Source organism: Kutzneria sp. NPDC051319 (assembly GCF_040682195.1).
Classification (GTDB): Bacteria; Actinomycetota; Actinomycetes; order Mycobacteriales; family Pseudonocardiaceae; genus Kutzneria.
Map to the genome: position 1 here is coordinate 155,502 of NZ_JBFBAM010000005.1, position 21,062 is coordinate 176,563.

A 21,062-nucleotide genomic window follows, 5' to 3' on the forward strand; every position below is an offset into this window, starting at 1 on the left:
AGCAGTTGCTGCCGCCAGTGGCACTCTGCAACTTGAGTGCCTCGAACCAGGGATCGCCGGCCTCGCGGAGCATCCGGGACTTGGATTGCTCCAACACGGGATCCGCGCTGCTCCGAAGCTCGGCGAGGGAAACAGCGGTGAGATCCACCAGGGTCGCGGACGACCCGAGACGCGCGACGTGCACGGCACCCTTCCAAAGGCATGGTTGTCCCCAGCAAAGCACGATGGGACAAGCTGGAGGGCCGACGATAGCGGCAAACGCGTGCAGATTCACGTGCATTGTTTCGGCGCGTCGAGACGTCCCGATGAACCTGTGTCCGGGACGACGGTGCGTGACAACGGGCAACACGGAGAGGTGACGTTCGCGCCGGGGCGTGTGTCAAATGACGCACAGCGGCGGGAAGCCCTGCGGCACTGTAGGTCAATGGAGAACCATCTAGACGCCCGACACGTGTCGATGGTGCTCGTCGACGTCGAGCGCTTCGGCGACCCGACGCGGACCGACAACGACCACCTGGTCGTCCGTGACGGTGTCTACTCGGCGCTGAGCAGCGCTTTCGCCGACGCGCAGATCCCCTGGACCGACTGCGCCGTCCGTGATCTGGGCGATGGCGCGATGGTGCTGGTGCCGGCGGACGTGTCCAAGAACCGGCTCGTCGCACGGCTGCCCGGGCGCCTGGTGTACGCGCTGAGGCAGCACAACCTGGACTGCGAACCGACGTCCCGGGCTCGACTGCGGCTGGCTCTGCACGCGGGGGAGGTGTACGTGGACAGCCATGGATTCACCGGCGAGGCCCTCAACTACGCGTTCCGGTTGCTGGACTCGCCGGCGGCGAAGGACGCACTGAGAACGGCCGACGGCGACCTGCTGGTGATCGTGTCGGAGCTGCTCTACCAGGGCGTGGTGCGGCACGACCCGGCGGCGCGGCCGGGGGACTACCGCAGTGTCGAGTGCCAGCTCAAGGAAACCACGGCCGTCGCATGGATACGCCTTCCGAGTGATGATGACGGCGCGGCCTTAACGATGGCCCCCGCGGGGACGATGCTGCCTGCGTCCGCTCCGACCGCCATCGTCGACCACGAGCCGGAGGACCAGTTGAACCAGGTCCTGGTCGCAGACCGACGGCAGCACCGGCGCTCCGCCCTCGGCCTGGCCACGCTCGTCGACGCGCTGCTGGAAATCCCCACCATGATCAGCGAGTCCGGTCGGCGGCTGCTCATGGACGGCCTGCGCCCCGAGGTGGCCAACGCGGTCCCCTATCACCCGCAGGCGCGCCTGCACGTGTTCAGCCTCGTCAACACCTGCCTGCGCTACGACTACGGCATCGAGGAACTGCTGGACGTGGTGCGCGATCTGCAAGGTGACTGCCCGTCCGTCCGCGCGTTGGACGCGACGGTGGCGGCGTTGCTGGCGCGGTCCGACCGGGGCGATCGGGCCCGGGACTGAGGCGCGACCGTGGGCGACCAGGAGCACGAGGGCCCCATCTCGTTCGAGCACGTCGTCGACGCGTTGCAGGAGGTGCAGTTCCTGCACCACCAGGAAGGACGGGCCCTGCTGCTGGATCTGCTGCGGACCATGCTCGGACCGAGTTTCGACCCCGCCCAGCATCCCCAGGCCCGGCTGCACCTGTACAGCATCGTGATGGCCTGCGGCGGGTGGGAGGACGGCCTGCGCAAACTGGCCGACGCGGTCCGGCAACTGGAACCGGGACTGCCCGCCGTGAAGAAGCTCGTCAATTTGGTGGACGCGATGAGCCCGCGTGAACTCCTGCTGACCGCCGAGCACAACCAACTGGTGGCGCTGTTGGAGGGATGGCCGGTGACCGCGCTGGACGACCTCTACCGGGAGGTTCTCGGCCCGGACGCCGACATCCGGCCGCGCGGCCACGGCACCGCACGCGATGTGGTGAGCCGCCTGGAACAGCACAACGTCCGCGCCGACGGGATCCCGCCGGTGTTGGTGTTCGTGCAGCGCCTCGCCGCGCTGTGCGACGAAGCGCAGGCGGGCCGGCTGCTGGACTGGATCAGCCGGCAGGCGCCCCGGATGGAGCTCACCGCGCCCGTGATCGAGGCGCCGGTCCTGGCGCTGCCCGGCGGTTCGGACGGATCCGGGAGCCTGTACCTGGTCATGCAGATCGAACGGGATCGACTCGATGTCGACCAGTATGTGCTCTCGCACTGGCGGCACTCCGGCGGCGAGGCCTGGCGCCCGATCCGCGGCACGGACCGGTTCGGCACCCTCGACCAGATCGAACGGCACGTGGCCGAACTGGTCGAACAGGCCGAGGCCGAGTGGCATCTGCGGCCGGAGCTCATTCAACTGGAGTTCGTGCTGCCCAGGGATCTGATGCACCTGCCGGTGGATCAGTGGCTGACGGCGGACGACGGCGTCGACCGCCGCCTCGGCGTGGAGTTCGATGTGGTGCTGCGCAGTCTGGAGCGGATGCGCGACCTGTCGTGGCACCGGAACTGGTGGGGTCGCTGGCACCGGATGCCCGCGGGCGCGCCCGCGCACTGGTGCCGGCGGGATTCGGATCGCCACGTGTCGGAGTTGACGGCGACGCTGGCCGACCAGAAGGAGATCTGCGTGGTTGTGCTGGACCACTGCGTCGAGCGGACGTCCGAGGCCGGACAGGATCCACTCACCGTCGCATTGCGGGCGGGCGTGCCGGTGGTCCTGTGGTGCCGTGAGGAAGCCGCGCTGAAGCACTTCCTGGAGGTCGCGGACGCGCTGGTCGCCGCCGGTCCGGGCGGTTTGCGGGCGACCACACGCAAGCAGCGCAACGAGGCCCAGCGGACCGGACTGAGTGAGCACTGCGGCGCCCACGTCTGCCTGCTCTGGGACGACCCTGAGCGCATGATCGGATTGGACGAGCGACCGGCGGCCCCGCGCCCGGAGGTGGCGACATGAGCAGGCAGCTCTATCAAGGCACCGGCTGGCCGTTGCCGGATCAGGGGCAGGGCCCCACGTTCCCGGCTCCGCCCCCGTGGCGGCTGTTCACCGGTGGACCGGTGGAGCCACCACCACCGGAGGACGATGCGGAGAACCACCGCCGGCTCGGCTCGGTCACGGTCAGCCCGCAGCAACCCAGCGCGTCCTCGCGCGAACTCGAACTGGTGAACGCCGCGCTGCTGCTGCGCCGTCCGCTGCTGGTCACCGGCCGGCCCGGCACGGGGAAATCCGCGCTGGCGTACCGGATCGCCCGCGAGCTGAAGCTGGGGCGGGTGCTGCACTGGCCGATCACCAGCCGCAGCACGCTGAACTCCGGTCTCTACGATTACGACGCCATCGGCCGCGTCGAGGCGGCCAACGCGCGCCAGACTCCATCCGGAGAGCACGAGATCGGCGACTTCCTGACGCTCGGTCCGCTCGGCACCGCGCTGCTGCCGTACGACCGACCACGCGTGCTCCTCATCGACGAGATCGACAAGTGCGACATCGACCTGCCCAACGACCTGCTCAGTGCCTTCGAGGACGGCAAGTACCCGATTCGCGAGTTGCTGCGGGTGGCCAAGGCGGCGCCGGAGATCGAGGTGCACACCGCCGATCCGGGCCGGACCGCGGTGATCCGCAACGGCATGGTTCAGTGCCGCGAGTTCCCCGTCATCGTGATCACCAGCAACGAGGAGCGGGAGTTCCCGCCCGCGTTCCTGCGCCGGTGTCTGCGGATGCGGATCGAGGACCCGGACGTGGCCCAGCTCGCCGCCATGGTGCACGCTCACTTTCGGGGCAAGGAATCCCCCCATTCGACGGAACTCATCGAGCAGTTCGTGGCACGCAGTCGCCGCGACGGCGGCCTGGCGGCCGACCAGCTCCTGAACGCGGTACATCTCGTCACTTCGGGGGAGTATTCCTATGACGAGTTGTGGGATGGTCTTATCGACAGCGTCTGGCAACGGCTGACGGAAGCAGAATGACCGGACCGTCCCGCGTTCTCCCGGTGCCACCACGACGCCCCGGTGGTGGCGCTGATGGCGGCCGCCCGAACGCGGTCGGCACCGCCGAGCTGTCCGCCTGGGAGGTCGCGGAAGCCATCTTCCTCGCCGCGCACGAGACCGCCGTGGCGGACGGGCCGGACGCCGGTCGGGCGGAGAACACCGGCAACACAACGGAAATCCGGCCGCCATCCACTCCACCGGGTGATAGACCGAGGTCAAGACCCACGCCGGAACCCCAGCCGCGCGCGCCGACCCCGCCCCGTCCCGGCGTCCGCCCGGCCGACATCACGCGCGGGGAGACCAAGGGCCCGCGCGGTCACACGACCCAGCGTGTCGAATCCACCGCGCCGATGGTTGAATGGCCCGCGATGTCGGGGCTGCACGGTGGGCGCAGGATAGCCAAGGCCTTGCGCCCGTTCAGGCGCACGGTTCCTTCGCGCCTGCGATCGGAACTGGACGAGGACGCCACCGCCGAGCAGGCGGCCGGCCGCGACCGCATCACTCCGGTGCTGCGTGCGGCCCTCGACCGTCCACTTGATGCAGTGCTGGTGGTGGACAGCTCGGAGTCGATGGTGATCTGGCGGCACACCGCCGCCGAGTTCCGCACGTTGCTGGAACGTCAGGGCGCGTTCTCCACAGTACGACTGTTCCATTTGGACACCGACCAGGTCAAGCCCCTGGTGCTGCGCACCGAGAACGACGCGGTCTCGCTGTCCCCGTCCCAGCTGCTCGATCCGACCGGCCGACGGCTGGTCATCGTGCTCACCGACGGCATCGGCGCCGCCTGGCAGGAGTCGATGGCGCAGCGGTGGCTGGCCCGATGGGGCCGCTGTGGCCCGGTTGCCGTGGTCAATGTGCTGCCGCAGTCGTTGTGGCACTGGTCGAGTCTCGATCCGATGGCCGCGACGCTGCGCGCCCCTGCGCCGCGCGTGGCCAACACCCGTTTGCAGTGCCGGTTCGGTGATCTGGACGCACCGGCCGGCGTGGTGCCCGTTCCCTTGCTGGAAATGGATGAGCGGTCGTTCGGCCGATGGGCGCGGCTGGTTGCCGAACCCGCGTCGGCCCCGGTCGCGTTGACCGTGCTGCCGACCATGTCTCGGCTGCCGGCCCTGGTCGAGCCGGAACCGGAACCGGCGCCGCCGGCCGAACCCGCCGCCGAGCACCGGGTGCGCCGATTCCGCGCCGTCTCGTCACGCACCGCCTTCCGGTTGGCCGTGCTGCTGGCCGCCGCGCCCTTGAACGTGCCCACGATGATGCTCGTGCAGAAGGAGATGCTGCCGGCATCGAGGCTTTCCCACCTGGCCGAGGTTTTCCTGTCCGGACTGCTGCGCCGGGTCGGCACCGCGACGGTCACGGATCCGGAATCCATTACCTACGAATTCCGAGACGGTGTGAGGCAGGAACTGCTCGCGTCCGGATTCCGCCAGGACACGATGCGCGTGTTGCGGCTGATCGCGGACCGGCTGGCGCCGACCGTGTCCGCCGTGCGCGGGCTGCGGGATGTGCTGCGCTCGCCGGACACCGCGGAGCGTCCGGACCTCGTCGACGATCGGTCGCGACGGTTCGCCGTGGTGGAGCAGGCGGTTCTCGCCGCCCTGGGCGGGGATTACGCCAGGCGCAGCAAGGTGCTGAGCGCCGAGCTTGAGAGAGTTCGCGACGCCTCGGCCCACGATTCACCAACGTTGTCAGCGCGGGGTTCAGCAGCACAGGATTCACCAGGGCACGGTTCATCGGCGGAACGCGTCGAGCAGGAGAAGTCGGGCGGGGTGTCCGAACTTTATCCCACTCCTTCCCATGAACCAGAGAGCACCCCTGTGAGTAGTTCGATTATTGGCTCCGCGACCGAAACCGGTGGCCTCTCGACCCACAGTCGGCCGACTGCGGACGAGCCGGGCGTCGCGGCGGCGCGGCCGACGGGCGGGGCGCCCGCGGCCCACCCGGGAGGAGCAGAAGTGTCCGTCTCCGAGGTGCCAGCCCTCCGACAGCGGCGGCGGCCGGGCGATTTCCCGCCCATCTGGGGAAACGTGCCACTGCGCAACGCCAACTTCACCGGGCGCGAGAGCCTGTTGCGTGAGCTCGGGGAGCGGCTGGACGCCTCCTCGCCGACGGCGGTGCTCCCCGAAGCGCTGCATGGTATGGGCGGTGTAGGCAAGACGCTCGTGGCGGTGGAGTACGTCTATCGCCATATCGCGGACTACGACCTGGTGTGGTGGATCCCGTCCGACGACCCGGCGCTGATCCAGTCGTCGTTCGTCGAGTTGGCCGCGAAGATGCAGTTGGCGAACGTGGATCCCAGCCCACAGGTGGCGGTGCCGGCGGTGCTGGAGGAACTGCGCAACCCCGGCGCTGACCTGCGCTGGCTGTTGGTGTTCGACAACGCCGACCAGCCTGAGGACCTGCGCCAGTTCCTGCCCCAGGGCACCGGCCACATCATCGTCACCTCCCGCAATCCGCGTTGGTCCAGCGTGGCCCGCGCGGTCGAGGTGGACATCTTCAACCGCAACGAGAGCATCGAGCTGTTGCAGCGCCGCTGCCCCGAGCTGACCGACGACGAGTCGCAGCAGCTGGCCGACGTGCTCGGCGACCTGCCGCTGGCCATCGAGCAGGCCGGCGCGTGGTGCGCGGAGACCGGCATGACAGTGCCGGAATACCTGACGCTGTTCGAGCAGCAGCGGGCGGATCTGTTGGAGGACAACGCCCCCATCGACTACCCGGTGACCGTCGCCGCGGCGTGGAACGTGTCGCTGGAGCGGCTGCGCCGCGACTCGCCGCAGGCGTTGCAGCTGGTGCAGCTGTGCTCGTGCTTCGCGCCGGAACCCATACGCCGCAGCATCTTCACCGACCTCCGCGACTCCACGGTGCCGGCGGAGCTGGCCGATGCGCTGCAGAAACCGGTGTCGCTGGGCCGGGCGATCCGGGAGATCAAGCGGTACAGCCTGGCCCGTGTGGATCATCGCAACGACACCATTCAGCTGCACCGCATCGTGCAGGCGGTGGTGCAGGACCAGATGACCCAGGCCGAGCAGGCACGAATGCGCCACATCGCGCACCTGTTGCTGCTCAAGACCGACCCGAAGTTGCCAGGCCTGCCGCGGGAGTGGCCGGTCTACAGCAGCCTGCTGCCCCATGTGCGAGTGTCCCGCGCGGTGGAATGCGACGACACCCAGGTGCGCATGCTCGTCGTCAACCAGGCGATCTTCCTCAACGCCTGGGGCGACTACCAGGGCTCCTACGAGCTCGCCGAGGAAGCCCGCCAGCTGTGGCAGGAGAAGTTCGGCGAGGACCATCCCGACACCCTGTCGGCTGCCCGCCGTGTCGGCACCGCGTTGCGCAGCCTCGGCGACTACGGCCGGGCCAAGGTGCTCGACGAACGCACTTTCGCGCTGCTGCGCGAGACCGTGGGCGATGACCACGAGGAAACGCTGCTGCTGGCCGGTTTGTTCTCCGCGGACCTGCGTGCGGTCGGTGATTTCGCCGGCGCGAAGAGGCTCAACGAGGACAGCTACGTCCGGGCGCGGCGGGTGTTCGGCGACGACGATCCGACCACCCTGTTCACGGCGCACAACCTGGCCATGAGCTTGCGGCTGACCGGTGACTACACGGCGGCCCGGGACCTGGACGAGCGGACCTGGCAGGGCCGCCGCGAGGTGTTCGGTGGCGACGACCGGTTCACGCTGCTGTCGTGGAACGCGCTGGCGCTGGACGATCGCGAAGCGGGCGACTACCTGAAGGCGTCCCTGCTACAGGAAGAAATCGTGCAGGCGCACCGGCAGCTGCTCACCGACGACCACCCGCAGACGCTGACCACGGTGCGCAACCTGGCGGTGGCTCGCCGCAAGTCCGGTGACCACGTGGGCGCGTTGGAGTTGGCCAACGAGGCGTTCGACGGCTTCCGACGCCGCCTCGGCAAGGAGCACCCGGACTCGATGGCCGCGGCCATCAACCTGTCGGTGGACCTGCGGCAGAACGGCGAACTGGGCAAGGCCCGCAGCCTGGGCCGGCGGAGTTGGGAGCGCTATCGCGACACCCTCGGCGAGCAGCATCCGTACGCCTCGGTCGGCGCCACCAACCTGGCGGTGACGCTGCGGCTGTCCGGCGAGGTCGCGGAGGCCCGCCAGTTGGACCAGGACGCGGTGCGGCGGTTCGGCGACGCACTCGGCGCGGACCACCCGTTCACTCTGGTGGCGGCCACCAACCTGGCCAGCGACCTGGCCGCGAGCGGGGACCACCAGGCCGCGCTGGAGCTGGACACCGACACCGTGGCGCGGTCACGGGCCGCGCTGGGCGAGCGCCACCCGTCCACGCTCGCGGTAGCGTTGAACCGGGCGCTCGACCTGTTCGCGCTGCGCCGTGACGCCGAGGCCAAGCCCGAGCACGAGTCCGTGGTGGAGGCGTTTCGCGGGGTCCTGGGCGCGCAGCACCCGGCAACGCTGAGCGCGGAAAGCCGGCATCGGGCCGACTGCGACATCGAGCCGTTGCCGCTCATCTGACCGGGCTCTCGCCTCCGGATGAGTGGGCGACAAGCCTGATCTGAATCGATACAGAAGGCGTCGCCGGGTCATCCCCGGTCGAACCACGCCACCAGCTCGCCGGGTGCGGCGTCCACCTCCGCCGCCACGGCGCACACCAGTTCGGGGAATGTGACCAGACAACGGCTCCCCACCGCGAGACCGAGGCCGATCCAGCCGGTGAACCCGACCGGATCGGCCGCGATCTGCTCCTCGTACAGCGCCTGCGCGCGCCGGGTCTCACCCAGCATCAGGCACAGGTCGGCGGCCGTCGCACCCGGCACCTCGGCCGCCACCGTCTCCTCGGTCAGCGACTTGAACGACTCCGGGTCGCGCAGGCTCCACTCGATCAGGTGAGTCCGCGCGCGGGGCTCGGTGATGCTGGCGGCGGGGCGGACTTCCGGCGCCGGCCCCGGATCACCCCGCCAGGGCCGGCCCTCCCGCCAGTCCGCGGCCACCGCCGCCACGTGATCGGGATCGGGCGCCAGATGCCGCAGCCGCCAGGTCGCGCGGTGATCCAGCACCACCTGCTCGGCCGCGCGGCGATGCCGCTCCGGAACCGGGTGGTGCTGCCAGCTCAGCACGTGCTCCCGCATCGTGGCGACAAAACGTTCGCCGACATCGGTGAGCAGACCGCTGCGCTCGATGGTGTCGATGGCGTCCGTGGTCTGGAGCCGGTGCAGCTCGAAGCTGAAGTGCGCCATGTCGTCCACGTCTTCGGCCCGCCAGAAGTCCGTGACGGCAAGGAAGCTGTAGACGCCGTGGAGCAACCCGTGCAGTGGCCGGGGATCGTCCCGCCATGGGGCGTAGCAGATCTCGTCGCGGTCCTCCACGTCCAGCGTCACCAGGTCGAACAGGCCGTTGAGCTTGCTGTGCGCGAACTCGTGGATGAGCACCGCCGCCAGGCGCGGCGCGTCGGTCGGCAGCGTCAGCTCCACCAGGCCGAACGCGTCGGCCGAGGTCGCGCTGGAATCCCGGAACCTGTTGCGCCGCGGCCGGGGCACCAGCGCGGCCAGCCCGGCGGCTAGTCCCTCCGCCTGTTCGGCGTGCCGGGACACCAGCAGCCGCCAGGCCTGGTCCAAGGCGGACGTCCAGTCCAGAACCGCTTTGTCGGACAACGGTGCGGCCGGCAGCGGGTCGCCGAAGGCCCGGAACGGCGACAGATCGTCCAGCCACACGGCCAGTTCCTGGCCACTGTGCTCCACCCGGATCTGCCGCATCGGCAGCCATCCGGTCAGCTCGACACCCTTGTGCCGTACCGCGAATCCGTCTCGCCCGGCCGTGATCTCGGCGACGTCGTGGCGCTCGCCGCTCGGCACGACGGCCGCGCCGAGTGTGGGAAGCACCGCCAGCCCCGCAAAAACGGGAATACTGGTGCGAAATTCCAGGCCCGCCGACACCGCCGCGGCTGCGGCGACCGAGTGCAGATGGCCAAGCACGAACCACAGCGGCGCGTCGAACGGCACCGAGCCCCGCAGATGGCGCAACGCCTGCGCGGCCCACGAGTGCACCGCCGGCAGCGCCAGAACCCGGCCTGCCGCAGCGGGATCCGTATCCTGAGCCGCCGCGAGCAGGTCCCAAGCCTCGACGATCGGGCCGATCGGGCCATCCATGGCCGGCGCGGATTCCAGCAGCGTGAGCAATGTGACCAGCGCCTTGCTGCGCTTGGCCGAACGCAGCGCGAGCACCGCCTCCCGGCCGCCGCCCCCGTGTGCCAGCGCGTCGAGATCCTTGTGGGACAGGCCGTGCATGGTCAGCCGGCCCACACCCGGCGGGTTCAGCAGCTGCTCGCGCCGGACGCGCTCTGCAGGCGCAGCGCGGCTATCCACGGGTCGTCCGCTTCGCTGAGCAGGTTGGCCACCGAGCGGCGCAGTGCCGGCTCCGTGCATGCGCGCAGGGCGTTGAGGGACACGTCGGTCAGGTCGATCAACTCGGACCGCAGGCTGAGTTCTGGTTCCGGCATGTCACCAGCCCCTCTGTGTGCACGGATCGTGACGAGCCCGACACAAGCCATCATGCATCACCGGACGGGCGTTCCGCTTGACCCAGCAGTAGGAAAGCTCGCCGACAGGCCGCCCAGCCCTGACATTGTGCCAGGCATAGGCCGTCAACGCGCAACGTCCAGGGGTTGACTTGCCCGGACCACGTCCGTGAACAGTGGTGGGTGCAATCGGCAGATGCACGTGCACCGACTCTGTCCATAGTGGACTGTCAGGTGCGATTCCGGGCAGGTCCGCCGCCGCCGGCCACCCCTCTGCCCCGCGAGGACCACAAGGTCCAGCGACGGATCAGAACCGGAACGATGCGGGTGGACCGTTTCGTGCCGGGCAGCAGGTTGAGCAGGCGGTACATGCGGCGAATGTTCGCGGGCGCCTTGGCCATCAGCACCGGTGAGTCGTTCATCGGCGCCTCATCGACGTATTCGAGGCCCGGGTGCCAATCGGCCAGCGCGGCCGGATCGTCGAAGCCGCAGTGGAACCGGGTGTTGTATTTGCGCAGGGTGGGGTCCCATTTCGAGGTGCGCCAGGCCCAGACCGCCACCGTGTCGAACTGTATCTGGCCGGTGGGGAAGGCGTCGACGACGCGGGTCAGCAGCCGGCGGACGTCGGCCTCGGTCAGGTAGGGCACCAGCCCTTCGGCGATCATCAGCACCGGCCGGTCGCGGGGGATGCGGTCCAGCCAGGTCAGATCGGTCACGCTGGAGCCGATCAGGGTGTAGTGCTCTCGCGCCGGCAGGAACTGTTTCCGCAGTTCGACGATGGCGGGGTAGTCCAGGTCGTACCAGTCGACGGTGGCGGGCGGGTCGATCCGGTGCACCCGGGCGTCAAGGCCGCAGCCCAGGTGCAGCACCACCGCGTCGGGGTGATCGGCGAGGAAGCCGCGGGCCCAGTCGTCGTGGGCCTTGGCGCGTACCACGGCGACGAGGCCCATCTGGCTGGCGCCGAACGGACGCTTGTCGTAGTCGGGGTCGAGCCGGCGCATTGCCTGCTCGGCGTACTTGTCGCCGAGGATCGGGTCCCGCAGTCGGTTGTCCAGCGCCTTGGCCCTGAGGACAGGGCTGAGGGTCTTCTGCACTCCGATGAGTTCGGTGTCCTTCACGTCGGCGACATTACCTCCTTTCGGATCGCCGAAATCGATTCCACCGCAGCCACGTTCCTCAGCCGGGGCGGAGGGCGGGATGTCACGCTTTTCGAGCAACGGTCACATTTCGGCGGGCGGGCCGGGGTGGAACCCGCCGGGGGTGAGCACTGCGCGAGACTGCTGCTGCCCGACTATCACGCGGTCTGGGCGTTGCTGCGGGAGATTCCGGCGGTTGATGGAGACCGCACGGTGTTCGACACGGTGACCAGGGTCCGTCGTATGGAATGGGGGCCGGCGGGCCGCTGGATCGAGCTTGACCACATCAACCGGTTCCGTGCGTCCACTCTCACCTGGCGCGATCACGTTGCGATGATCCGTCAGGGCCGGCCGGGGGTTTTGGTGGCGCAGGCCAACGGGATGAACGAGAACGCCTGGCACATGGCGGCAGTACTCGGTGGCCAGCTTGCTCGGCATCGCGCGGAACATATGGCGTGCCGACCGGATTTTCGCCTTCCCCGGCTCGACCGACCGCTACCTGATCTCGCCCATGGTGGCCAATCTCGAGCAAAGTGGCGTGGTCCTGCGGCAGGGCAACGAGGTCGGGCGCATAGCCGTCGGCGCCGAAGACGGCTTCGACGCGGTTGTCCTTGCATTGTTCCCCACTGATCTTGCCGCGTTGCTGAAGGCCAGCGGAATCCGACACGGCCTCGACCTCTCGCTACGCCATGCCCACTGCAAGGTGCTGACCGTGGGGCTGGACAGCCGGGAGCGGGTGCTCGACGACACCAGGCCGCTGCTGTTCTGCCGGGCAAGGCTGGCGATTCTCGTGCAACCCCAGGAATCCCGCTGTGTCGTGGTCTGCACGCGGGTCGCCTCGACCGACGACAGCCACGTGTTGGCCCTGATCCGGGGACTCCTGTCACTGCAGCACAGTTTCGGCGCCGTGCACTGCCGTACGAACCAGCTGCCGAACGAAGGAGTCTGGTCTGCCACCATGCCCGGTCCGGCGACGGTGTTGCCCGATCGCCCGCACGGCATCCATCTCGCAGGCTCGTGGCTGGCGGCTGGCTATCCCTACGACTCAGCGGAAAGCGCCGTCCGATCCGCGTGGAAGGCCGCCGAGGCCGTCATTCGGGAGACACGTTCACTCTGAGCGGCGCCAGGTAGGCCTGTGCGGCATCGTGGGCGGCGTCGATCAAGGCTGGCACGTTCGTGAAGTCGAAGCCCCGCACATGGAGTTCCGGCTGCCCAGGCACACACAGCACCGGCATGAACCCGCGGGCACGGTCGAGGTCGCACTCGTACTGCTGTTTGAGCGCCGCCGCCAGCGCGGCCGTCATCGAGTCCCGCACGTTGCGGAAGGGACCGCGAGACGGCACCCTGGGCCGGCCGTCGAACACGACGAGCGAAGCCGCGCCCAGGTCGATCGCCTGGCGGATCGGGACGTTCGCCACGCACCCGCCGTCGGCGAGAACCCGGTTGTTTCTGTGGACCAAGGGAAAGACGCCGGGCAGCGCGCACGTCGCCAACAGCGCGTCGACGAGATCACCGTCCCGCAGCGCGATGGCTTCGCCGGAGTCGAGATCGGTTGCGACACAGGCGAACGGCGTGGCCAGTTCGTCGAACGTGCGCGCGCCGACCTCGGTGGTGAACAGCTCCGCGAGTCGCTGGCCGCGGAACCAGAACTGGCCGCCCAACAGGTTGCGGAGTTGTCGAAGTCGGGAGTCGCCGATCACGGTGCGGCGATCGCAGCTGGTCCATATCCGGTGCAGGCGCTCCACCGCCGCCTCCGGCGTGTCCGCGAGCACGACGCCGTTGAGTGCGCCGGCCGAGGTGCCCACGACCAGGTCCGGCTGGATGCCGACCTCCAGCACTGCGGCCAGCATTCCGACCTGGGTGCAGGTGGAGGCGGCACCACCGCCGAACACGAACGCCGTAGGTCGAGGCAGGTGCCAGGCGTTCTCCTCGATCACGCGATCGCCTTCTCGATCGCGTGTGCCACGAGCGGGCCGATGTGGTTCTCCAGCCGGAGAACCCTGTCGCGAATCTGTTCGGTCAGTTCCGCCGCCGTGAGGCCGGCGGGATATATGGGCTGTCCGATCGCGATCCTCACCCGCGGACGCCTCCAACGCAGCGGCGGCCAGGCGCGACTGCTGCCCCACACCAGATTGGTGCCGGACGCGCCGATGGGCACGATCGGGGCGCCCGTGGCGATGGCGATCTCTGCGGCGCCACGCCCGTAGTCGGCTGTGGCCGCGTCCTCCGGGGCCGTGATCCGGCCCTCGGGCATGATCGCCACGGAATCGCCGCCGCGAATGGCCGCGATGCCTGCGTTGACCGTCGCGTCGCACCCGCGCAGTGCGGGCAGTGCCCCGATCGCGCGGAGCACCTTGCCGAACGCGCCCCGGTGGAAGTACTTCTGGGCGATGACCAGACGCGGCGAGGTCTGAAGGTGGCGAAACGTCAGCACGCCGCCCGGGACGTCGAAGATCGACCGGTGATTGGCCACATACACGGCCGGGCCAGCAATCGGCCACGTGCAGTCGCCGGGGTCGTCGAACACGAGGTCGGCGACGAGCGGTGTGACCAGTGCGGCGATCCGTGTCATGGCGGACCGGATTCCCCTGTCCAGTCGCGGATGCGCCGGTGTGTTCGGATGCGGGCCAGGGCGACGGGCACGGAGACTGCCCGCCGAGGACGGCAGGCCCAGGGCCGATCGCCGTACGACTTCCCTGTGGTCGCGGGCCATTCGCCCGACGGTGTTGAACGCGGATCGGCACGCGCCTTCGCCGGAGTCGAGCGGATAGCTGTTGTCGGTGTAGCTTCCGGCGAAGTACACCTTGCCGCGCAGCGGCTCCTCAAGCCGGCGCGGGTCGACGTACTCGCCGACGAACACCGCCTCCGACCGGGACAGGTTGTTCCGAGTGCGGACGCGTACCGGCTCGTGCTCCAGCGCGAGTTGCCTTCGCACCTGGTCAAGCACGAAGTCCGGGGCGGTGGAACGAGGGAACGCGGCCAGCGTGACGCAGCGCCGCTCGTCAGGCTGCAGCACCGTCGTGATGCCGCCGCCGGCGTAGATCCGTACGCCCGAGTCCGCCAGGACCGGTTCACGCGGATCCAGATCGATGGTGAACGCCTTGCAGTGCGTGTGGCGGCGGCAATCCATCGGGCGTGCCACGCCGGACCGGTCCAGCAGCGCATAGGCATCGTGCACGAACCCGGTGCAGACAACTGCGTCGAATTTCTCCCTACCGGCCGGCGTCACCACGCACACGCCATCGGTCTCCGGTTCGAGTCTTTCCACCGGAGTGTCGGCACGCAGTTCGACGCCCCGTGACCGGAGCAGTTCGATCCACGGCTCGGTCAGGTACCGATCGGTGGCGCCGGGAAAGGCGAAGGTCGTCCGCTCTCGCCGAGATGTCGCCATTGCCTTCACGAGGGAACGCGTCGACCAGTTCCAGGCCGAACCGAATATGTTCGTGGACTGCGCGCTGTGCCGGGCGACCAGCAATGCCTGCCAGTTCGACCTGGTGATGGCCACCTTGTCCCGTATGGACAGACCCCGGGTCCGGGCCAGGAAGGCGTAGATGTGATCGATCTCCACCCAGGTCCCGTCGCTGCGGCCGGCGAAGCGCCGGCACCGGCGCAGCGAGTCCAGCACGGTGCCGCCGACGCCCGGGATCTCGCGGAACAGCCCGAGCAGGTAGTGGTAGTCGCCGAGGAACAGCCGGGCGCAGTGTTCGCCGTCCGCGGTGACATTGGCCCGGCCGCCGTACAGCGAATCGCGTTCCAGAATCGTGACCTCGATACCCGGCCTGTCGGTCAGGTAGTGGGCCACAGCAAAACCGGATATTCCGGATCCGACGATGCACACCTTCATCGGTACGCCTCCCTTCTGGGCGTAGTAGCCAGAAATGGGCACACCATGTCCCGGGACTGCTTGGGTCTTCGCACGATTCCTCCCGTGGCAACCCGTCCGCGGTCGATACCATTGCGGACGTCACACCGCAGATCGACCGGGTCGCGCCACTTGTTAGCGCACCCTTTCGTTACCACCCAATCGCAGTACCGCAGAATTGATCGACACGGCAAACGCCCGGCCACGGTCGGTGTGAAGGCAGTCGCGGACCGCTATGGGCATTGGCGCCGCGTCCCGCCTCACCGCGGTGCGCTCGGTCCAATGCCGTGCCGTCGAGAATCTGCTCGACATCGGGGGCCACGAGGGGCGTTGGCTGCCGTGGTTGCAGGGCATGAGTCGGCCGCAGCCACACCCCGCCGATCCGGTCGACGAGCGCCGTGGCGCGGTCGCGGATGTCCCGCCCTGACCACAAGGATCCATGTCTCGCAACCAGATCGGCGTTGAGCTTGAGCTCGTTGTGGCGCACCCGGCAGTCGCGTCTTCGTTTGCGGTGGAACCGCCGGCGCTCCGTCGAGCAGTCGCTCGGTCAGCGTGCGCACGTCCTCCCACAACGGACGCCACGGATACATCCCGTGGCACACCAAGGATGGGGGTCCAGGGGGCGAAGCCCTCCTGGCTCGGGGTCTGGGGCGGGAGCCCCAGAAACCACGACGAGAGATCCCGGCGAGCGCACTCCGCGAGCACGGATCGCCCAATCTCGAGTGCCCCCGGTGCGATTCGAACGCACACTGGACGGGTTTTGAATCACCTACGCGGTCCCGCACCCCCCAACTACCTGCGACTCCGCCCCACTGAGCCCCGTCGCTGATCGCTCCAACCGCCCGGTTCGACGGCGATCCGCACCCAGGCTCGCACCCCAGCTAGGGACACCGTGAACGTCTGCGAAGAGCAGACCGAGCGAGGTGGCGTGCTCATCACATGACCAGTCGGGGTACCTGAGGGGCGCAAGACCAGGCCAGGTCTAAGCTGTAACCGTGCCATCAGCGGCTTTGCAAAACTGGAACGGACCACGCCAGGGGCGGATAAACCAGCTTCTTGGCGCGCACAAGGCGGTTGGCGGCGGTGGACGAGGTCGTCGGTGGACGACGGAGCAGATCAATTGGTCGTTGACCATTCGGATAGCCGGTGAGTTTCAAGGGTTCTGCCGCGATCTTCACGACGACGCTGTTGAGTGTTTCGTTCGCAACGTTGCGGGATCAAATCAAGGATTGGCCACCGTCCTACAAAGCAGGCTTACCGATAACCGAAAATTGGATACCGGAAACGCGCATCCCGGATCGCTTGGCAACGATTTTGCGCGATTTGGTATTACTCTTTGGTCTGCATTGGAAGTTGCAGACAGTCGAGCTTCTCGGTGGAATAGAAGCCTGACACTAATGAATCGTGCCCGAAATGCGATCGCACATGCAGATGAAGGTACGCTTTCTGCTCTCAAGGTTGAGGGTTGTAAGCTTCAGCAGCTTGCCACCGTAAAGCGTTGGATTGCGGATGTTAACGGCTTGGCGACACTAATGGATAAAGTCTTGGCTGACTATCTTGCCATCCTTCTCGGTTGTTCAAGGCCATGGTAAGGGGCGATATGAATTCGGGATTGCAGGTTTCAATTGGGGCAACGGTGATGGTGCCCTGGGGGCTTGACATGCTCTCCGGAGAAGTTGTCGATGTCTACGGCGAGGGCGATGCCCGTCGTGTCGTTGTTTTGGTCGACATACCAGGAGCTGACGAGAAAGAGCGCGTCACACTTCCTATCAGGGCGATCTCTATTAGCGATGCAGATCTACCGACAAAAGGTAGCGCGCCGGGGGGGTGGTTTAACCAGCGGTACGAGCGGTCGGTATTCACTGCGATTGCCCGAGTTCTAGAGAGTAAAAAAGTTCAACTCGTTGCAAACTTCACTGAACGTGATCACGAATTCGACGGTGTTGTGCGCACAGAAAGCGCAACCTTGCTTATTGATGTCAAATTTGGAACACGACTTAAGATTGAGAGTTATTTGAGCAATCTTCAGACTAGGCTCAAGAAGTTTTCTTCTCGCTTTGGTCCCGCATTGGCGCTAGTAGTTCTAAATACACCGCCAACTAACTTGAGGAAGATGGCAGCGCAGGGGGCTATGGTTGCGCCAAATGTTACCTGGGTTCAGTGGCGCGGTCCCGAGGACAACGACCGGCTTCGGACGGTCATTGAAGGATTGATCTGATATTTACTGCCCGACTGGAGACCACATCTGTCCTTCTTGGCCTGCTTTCAAGATCTTATGGTCGAGGATATCGGGAAGGGATGCAACTCCTTCGACTACAACGAACAGTTCACGCCCCTCCATTAGAATCACGTTATTGCGCGTCCCTCGGGCGATGTTGAGAAAATGGTCCAGTATATCCTCGTCGAAGCCAATCATTGATAAAAAGAGTCCACGGGTACTTTCAATCTTGCCGTCAACCTTTGCTTTAAAGTCGGCTAGATCGCCGAAATCGGGCGGCCTTGAACGCCAACGAGCTTCGACTAGATAGGTGAGTCCTTTCTTCGACTAGATAGGTGAGTCCTTTGTATTCAAACGCACCATCGAGTTGCTCCCTTGCGGTTCGATATGACGGGCGGTAAGAAATCTCATACAATGAGAAGAGTTTGACGAGAATGCCTTCAAGTTCGTAACCGCGAGATTGTGGATTTTCGTTAGAGTTTGCAAGCTTATTCAAACTTTCTCGGATCTTAGCGAGGTTAGCGGTTCGAGTATCAACCACCTTTTGTCTGATCTGCTGTCGCTGAGCTCGTTCGCGACGAGCAAACTCTTGCGTATCGACAATGACGCGTTGTTCGGTAGCAAGTCTCCGCAGCTCGGCAATCGCGGCTCGTCCGGCAGCCTGATCGGGTGCTTTCTCCTCGGGCTTTGTCAGATTTGCAAGATCCGATATGAGCCTTCTTATTACCTTCTGTCCTTCGACTCCGCGTGTCGTGAGCTCGTCGAGCACGTGACGGGCAATGGTGAATTTGTATGCGTCGGCAGAGTCGTACCTGTCATACATCGATTGCGGCACGCCGGCGGCTAGCATTATAGTACGCATTCGCGACTTGTAGTGAAGCGCTCTTCCGCATACCAAGATTGCGGCCTCCAGTAATTGTGAGGAGATCTCGTCCGCCATCTTGTGGCCTTTCGTGCGGTGTCAGCCGGGCGTAGGTGCGTAGGTAACAGTGTATTGTAGATCAGGGTTGTGACTCGCTGCCAGGGCGGGCTACGTCCATCTAGGTGATCAGGTGCGCTGGGTCTTGCCGGTTGTTGTCGATCGCAGCGTCGCTCGGCTGGTCCTGATGACGCTGCACGCGGTAATATCTTGAAGTGACAGAGCATCCAGAGGCGCTCAGGTGGAAAGTCTACGGTGAGCGGGCCGTATACGATAATCGATGGATCAAGGTAAACCTTGTTGATGTTGAACCGCCTGACGGAAGCCGATTTGAACATCACGTGGTGAAGCTTGATCATGTCGCTATCGCTCTTCTTGTCAACGAGAACGAAGAGGTCCTAACGCTCTGGCGTTACCGCTTCGCGGTCGATCAATGGGGTTACGAGCTGATCGGTGGATTGGTTGAGGACGGTGAAGAGGCGGCGCAGACGGCGGCGCGTGAGGCGGAGGAAGAGACCGGATATCGGCCGATCGGCGAGCCGGAGCACATCGTCAAGTTTCAGCCGTTGCCGGGGATGATTGACTCGCCGGTTGATGTGTTCATGTGGCGTCAGGCGGAGAAGGTGGGGGAGCCGACGGACGCTGAGGAGGCGGCGCGGATTGAGTGGATTTCGGTTGACCGTGTGCTCGATCTGGTGCGGAACGGTGAGGTTCTGGGGTCTGGGGCGATAATCCCGCTGCTGTACTACTTGGCGTCACGCAATAGTGGAGCCGGTGGCTCCAGGTAGGGTCAGATTCTCCAAGCGTCGCCGCTGGCGGTCGGAGCCGATCTGTGAGGCGAGTCTGCGGGCTTGCTGAGCGTAGGCAATGGCTGCCTCTCGATCGCCAGCGGCTGAGTAGGCGAAGGCTAGATCAACGTACATGGCCGTTCGGCCACGAACGGCTGCGCGGGCTGTTTCCAGGGCGCGCACGGCGGACTCAAGTTGCTCTATGGCGTCCTGTTCGCCGAGTTTGGTGAGTGCACCGCCGCGCCAGCGGGCGAGATGGCCGCTGTCTAGCAACAAAAATGGCATTTCGGGGTCTACGGGGTTGGCGGGTAGGTCTTCATCGGCCTGGTCGAATGCGCGTAGAGCATCGTCGCGGCGGCCGGCGGATGCGAGACCTTCGGCGTGTGCGGCGGCGAGCCATGAGCGCAGGAGGTCTGGGACCCGGTTGTTGGCCACCGACCGCGCGAATTCGAGTAGTTCGACGGCTCCAGTGGCGTCCCCGAGGTCCAACAAGATGACGGCCTGTTGTGCTGCCGCGTGAGCGAGCAGGTGGGGTGCCTCTGCTTCGCGTGAAGATACCTTCGCGTCTTCGTGGTATCGCCAAGCTTGAAGTTGCGAGCCGCTATCGAGGGCTGTCCAGCCTGCCAAAGTGCGCGCGTCGGTCATGATGGCCGCCAGGCGTCGGCGGTGCTTTGAACTTACGCTGAAAGACCGAATCTCTTCCATCTGTTTGATGAGGCTGTTGAGCTGGTCGAGAACGGCAATTGAGCCGAATCTTAGATCCGATTCTCGGAGGCCGTTGACCTGGCTTTGGAACAGGTCAAGCGTCGCTCTGTCGATGCTGCGGGCGACGATCAGCCGGTCGCGCAGCTCCTCTGTGCCCTCGTTGAGCAGCTCCGACGGGAAGCCGAGTTCCTCGTTGGTGCGGCCGTAGATCTCCCGGAACAGACGGCGGTACGGGCTCGGTGACCTGGTCGTGGCCGTTCTCCCAGCGGGAGAGCATGACCTTGAGCGATGGCTCCGAGGCTACGGAGACGTTCAGCAGTGACGCACGCATGATCATGAGCCGGACCACCTGGTCCTGGCTGCGTCCCAGCTGCCGCCGGACCGCCTGCAACCTGATCGCGGGCGGCCGGCCCTGTGTCTGTCGCACCATCTCTGCCCCCAGAAATATGTGCTCTGACCTGCTTACCTAACTCCTATTAACTCGGGGCGGTTAACCGCCGACAACTGTTTTTGTGGCGTTGATGACCGTTTCCTGTTGTCATGACGAAAACAGGAATCGGGGGTGTGGCGCCGCTACCGGCGCCGCTTCGACTTCTCGTTCTCATCAGAGATCGCAGAGTCGAGCTTGCTGCTCAAGGTGCCGACCTGGGCGCGGAGGCCGCGCAACTCGCGGACAATGCTGCCCAGCATTGCGACGACGGGATCGTCGGTCGGAGTTGGGGCCGCATCTGCGTCCGGCGGAGTGTCACCGCGGAGCACGGCGCTCAAGTGCTGCGGGTGCCATTCCAGGGCGATCGACAGCGCTTCGAGAGTTCGAGGATTGCGCCGTCGCTCAATCTTTCCCTGCTGTATCTCGCGGACGATGGCGAGCGACACGCCGGACCGGTCGGAAAGGTCCTTCTGCTTCAAGGCGAGATCCGCAGCGCGGGCGTTGATTGCCCCCGCGACCGCCGCCCAGTCCTCGTCCACGTACGCCTCCGTGCTCCGCCTTCACCGCTGACGTTAG

The 21,062-nt window shown here is 66.4% G+C and carries 16 protein-coding genes and 1 pseudogene; 9 read left to right on the forward strand and 8 right to left on the reverse strand.

Going from position 1 to position 21,062, the window contains the following annotated elements:
- Positions 1–424 precede the first annotated feature (424 nt).
- Genes AB0M73_RS06805 through fxsT form a run of 4 tightly spaced genes read left to right on the forward strand, consistent with a single transcriptional unit; the run spans position 425 to position 8,429 of the window.
- On the forward strand, positions 425–1,447 hold the full coding sequence (locus AB0M73_RS06805; protein ID WP_363887807.1) for a hypothetical protein: 1,023 nt from the start codon (positions 425–427) through the stop codon (positions 1,445–1,447).
- Positions 1,448–1,456: 9 nt separating this feature from the next.
- The gene (locus tag AB0M73_RS06810; protein ID WP_363887810.1) at positions 1,457–2,911 is read left to right on the forward strand and encodes a hypothetical protein; all 1,455 of its coding nucleotides are present in this window, start codon (positions 1,457–1,459) and stop codon (positions 2,909–2,911) included.
- Entirely contained in the window at positions 2,908–3,918 is a 1,011-nt protein-coding gene (locus tag AB0M73_RS06815) for a MoxR family ATPase (RefSeq protein WP_363887813.1), read from the forward strand. The genes AB0M73_RS06810 and AB0M73_RS06815 overlap by 4 nt, the downstream gene beginning before the upstream one ends.
- A complete protein-coding gene (gene fxsT, locus AB0M73_RS06820) occupies positions 3,915–8,429 on the forward strand; it encodes an FxSxx-COOH system tetratricopeptide repeat protein (RefSeq protein WP_363887816.1) in 4,515 nt (1,504 codons plus the stop codon). Before AB0M73_RS06815 ends, fxsT begins: the two co-directional genes overlap by 4 nt.
- A gap of 68 nt (positions 8,430–8,497) precedes the next feature.
- Here fxsT and AB0M73_RS06825 read toward each other — a convergent pair whose 3' ends face one another.
- From AB0M73_RS06825 to AB0M73_RS06835, 3 genes are all read right to left on the reverse strand, one after another.
- The gene (locus AB0M73_RS06825; RefSeq protein WP_363887817.1) at positions 8,498–10,213 is read right to left on the reverse strand and encodes an HEXXH motif domain-containing protein; all 1,716 of its coding nucleotides are present in this window, start codon (positions 10,211–10,213) and stop codon (positions 8,498–8,500) included.
- 11 nt (positions 10,214–10,224) lie between these two features.
- Positions 10,225–10,410 carry a hypothetical protein gene (locus tag AB0M73_RS06830; protein ID WP_363887820.1) on the reverse strand — a complete coding sequence of 62 codons (186 nt, stop codon included), beginning with the start codon at positions 10,408–10,410 and terminating at the stop codon, positions 10,225–10,227.
- A gap of 248 nt (positions 10,411–10,658) precedes the next feature.
- Positions 10,659–11,546, reverse strand: coding sequence for a class I SAM-dependent methyltransferase (locus AB0M73_RS06835; protein WP_363887822.1), 888 nt, complete (start codon positions 11,544–11,546; stop codon positions 10,659–10,661).
- A gap of 33 nt (positions 11,547–11,579) precedes the next feature.
- On the opposite strand from AB0M73_RS06835, the pseudogene AB0M73_RS06840 reads away from it, so the two are divergent.
- Positions 11,580–11,738, forward strand: a pseudogene (locus AB0M73_RS06840) (FAD/NAD(P)-binding protein); the annotation flags it as partial.
- A 244-nt stretch (positions 11,739–11,982) separates the two neighbouring features.
- A complete protein-coding gene (locus AB0M73_RS06845) occupies positions 11,983–12,681 on the forward strand; it encodes a hypothetical protein (protein ID WP_363887824.1) in 699 nt (232 codons plus the stop codon).
- Here the strand turns inward: AB0M73_RS06845 and AB0M73_RS06850 are convergent.
- Complete coding sequence (locus tag AB0M73_RS06850) at positions 12,656–13,501, reverse strand: patatin-like phospholipase family protein (RefSeq protein ID WP_363887827.1); 846 nt, start codon at positions 13,499–13,501, stop codon at positions 12,656–12,658. The genes AB0M73_RS06845 and AB0M73_RS06850 overlap by 26 nt on opposite strands.
- Positions 13,498–15,408 carry an FAD-dependent oxidoreductase gene (locus AB0M73_RS06855; RefSeq protein ID WP_363887828.1) on the reverse strand — a complete coding sequence of 637 codons (1,911 nt, stop codon included), beginning with the start codon at positions 15,406–15,408 and terminating at the stop codon, positions 13,498–13,500. The genes AB0M73_RS06850 and AB0M73_RS06855 overlap by 4 nt, the downstream gene beginning before the upstream one ends.
- Positions 15,409–16,421: 1,013 nt before the next feature.
- Here AB0M73_RS06855 and AB0M73_RS06860 point away from each other — a divergent pair.
- Complete coding sequence (locus AB0M73_RS06860; protein WP_363887830.1) at positions 16,422–17,018, forward strand: hypothetical protein; 597 nt, start codon at positions 16,422–16,424, stop codon at positions 17,016–17,018.
- The gene (locus tag AB0M73_RS06865) at positions 17,000–17,644 is read left to right on the forward strand and encodes a hypothetical protein (protein ID WP_363887831.1); all 645 of its coding nucleotides are present in this window, start codon (positions 17,000–17,002) and stop codon (positions 17,642–17,644) included. Before AB0M73_RS06860 ends, AB0M73_RS06865 begins: the two co-directional genes overlap by 19 nt.
- Before the next feature lie 247 nt (positions 17,645–17,891).
- Here AB0M73_RS06865 and AB0M73_RS06870 read toward each other — a convergent pair whose 3' ends face one another.
- Positions 17,892–18,584 (reverse strand): hypothetical protein, encoded by a 693-nt coding sequence (locus tag AB0M73_RS06870; protein ID WP_363887833.1) that lies wholly within the window; start codon positions 18,582–18,584, stop codon positions 17,892–17,894.
- 194 nt (positions 18,585–18,778) lie between these two features.
- Here AB0M73_RS06870 and AB0M73_RS06875 point away from each other — a divergent pair, with 194 nt between their 5' ends.
- Entirely contained in the window at positions 18,779–19,351 is a 573-nt protein-coding gene (locus tag AB0M73_RS06875; RefSeq protein WP_363887836.1) for an NUDIX hydrolase, read from the forward strand.
- Here the strand turns inward: AB0M73_RS06875 and AB0M73_RS06880 are convergent.
- Together AB0M73_RS06880 and AB0M73_RS06885 are read right to left on the reverse strand one after the other, a co-directional pair.
- Complete coding sequence (locus tag AB0M73_RS06880) at positions 19,319–19,996, reverse strand: hypothetical protein (RefSeq protein WP_363887838.1); 678 nt, start codon at positions 19,994–19,996, stop codon at positions 19,319–19,321. The two genes, AB0M73_RS06875 and AB0M73_RS06880, sit on opposite strands and share 33 nt — an antisense overlap.
- Before the next feature lie 633 nt (positions 19,997–20,629).
- Entirely contained in the window at positions 20,630–21,025 is a 396-nt protein-coding gene (locus tag AB0M73_RS06885; protein WP_363887839.1) for a hypothetical protein, read from the reverse strand.
- Positions 21,026–21,062 lie beyond the last annotated feature (37 nt).

What these genes read in the sequence shown, in the direction of transcription:
- AB0M73_RS06805 (WP_363887807.1), top strand. Translation starts at nt 425, where the DNA reads ATGGAGAACCATCTAGACGCCCGACACGTGTCGATGGTGCTCGTCGAC.
- AB0M73_RS06815 (WP_363887813.1), top strand. Translation starts at nt 2,908, where the DNA reads ATGAGCAGGCAGCTCTATCAAGGCACCGGCTGGCCGTTGCCGGATCAG.
- fxsT (WP_363887816.1), top strand. Translation starts at nt 3,915, where the DNA reads ATGACCGGACCGTCCCGCGTTCTCCCGGTGCCACCACGACGCCCCGGT.
- AB0M73_RS06830 (WP_363887820.1), bottom strand. Translation starts at nt 10,410, where the DNA reads ATGCCGGAACCAGAACTCAGCCTGCGGTCCGAGTTGATCGACCTGACC.
- AB0M73_RS06855 (WP_363887828.1), bottom strand. Translation starts at nt 15,408, where the DNA reads ATGAAGGTGTGCATCGTCGGATCCGGAATATCCGGTTTTGCTGTGGCC.
- AB0M73_RS06870 (WP_363887833.1), bottom strand. Translation starts at nt 18,584, where the DNA reads ATGGCGGACGAGATCTCCTCACAATTACTGGAGGCCGCAATCTTGGTA.
- AB0M73_RS06880 (WP_363887838.1), bottom strand. Translation starts at nt 19,996, where the DNA reads ATGACCGACGCGCGCACTTTGGCAGGCTGGACAGCCCTCGATAGCGGC.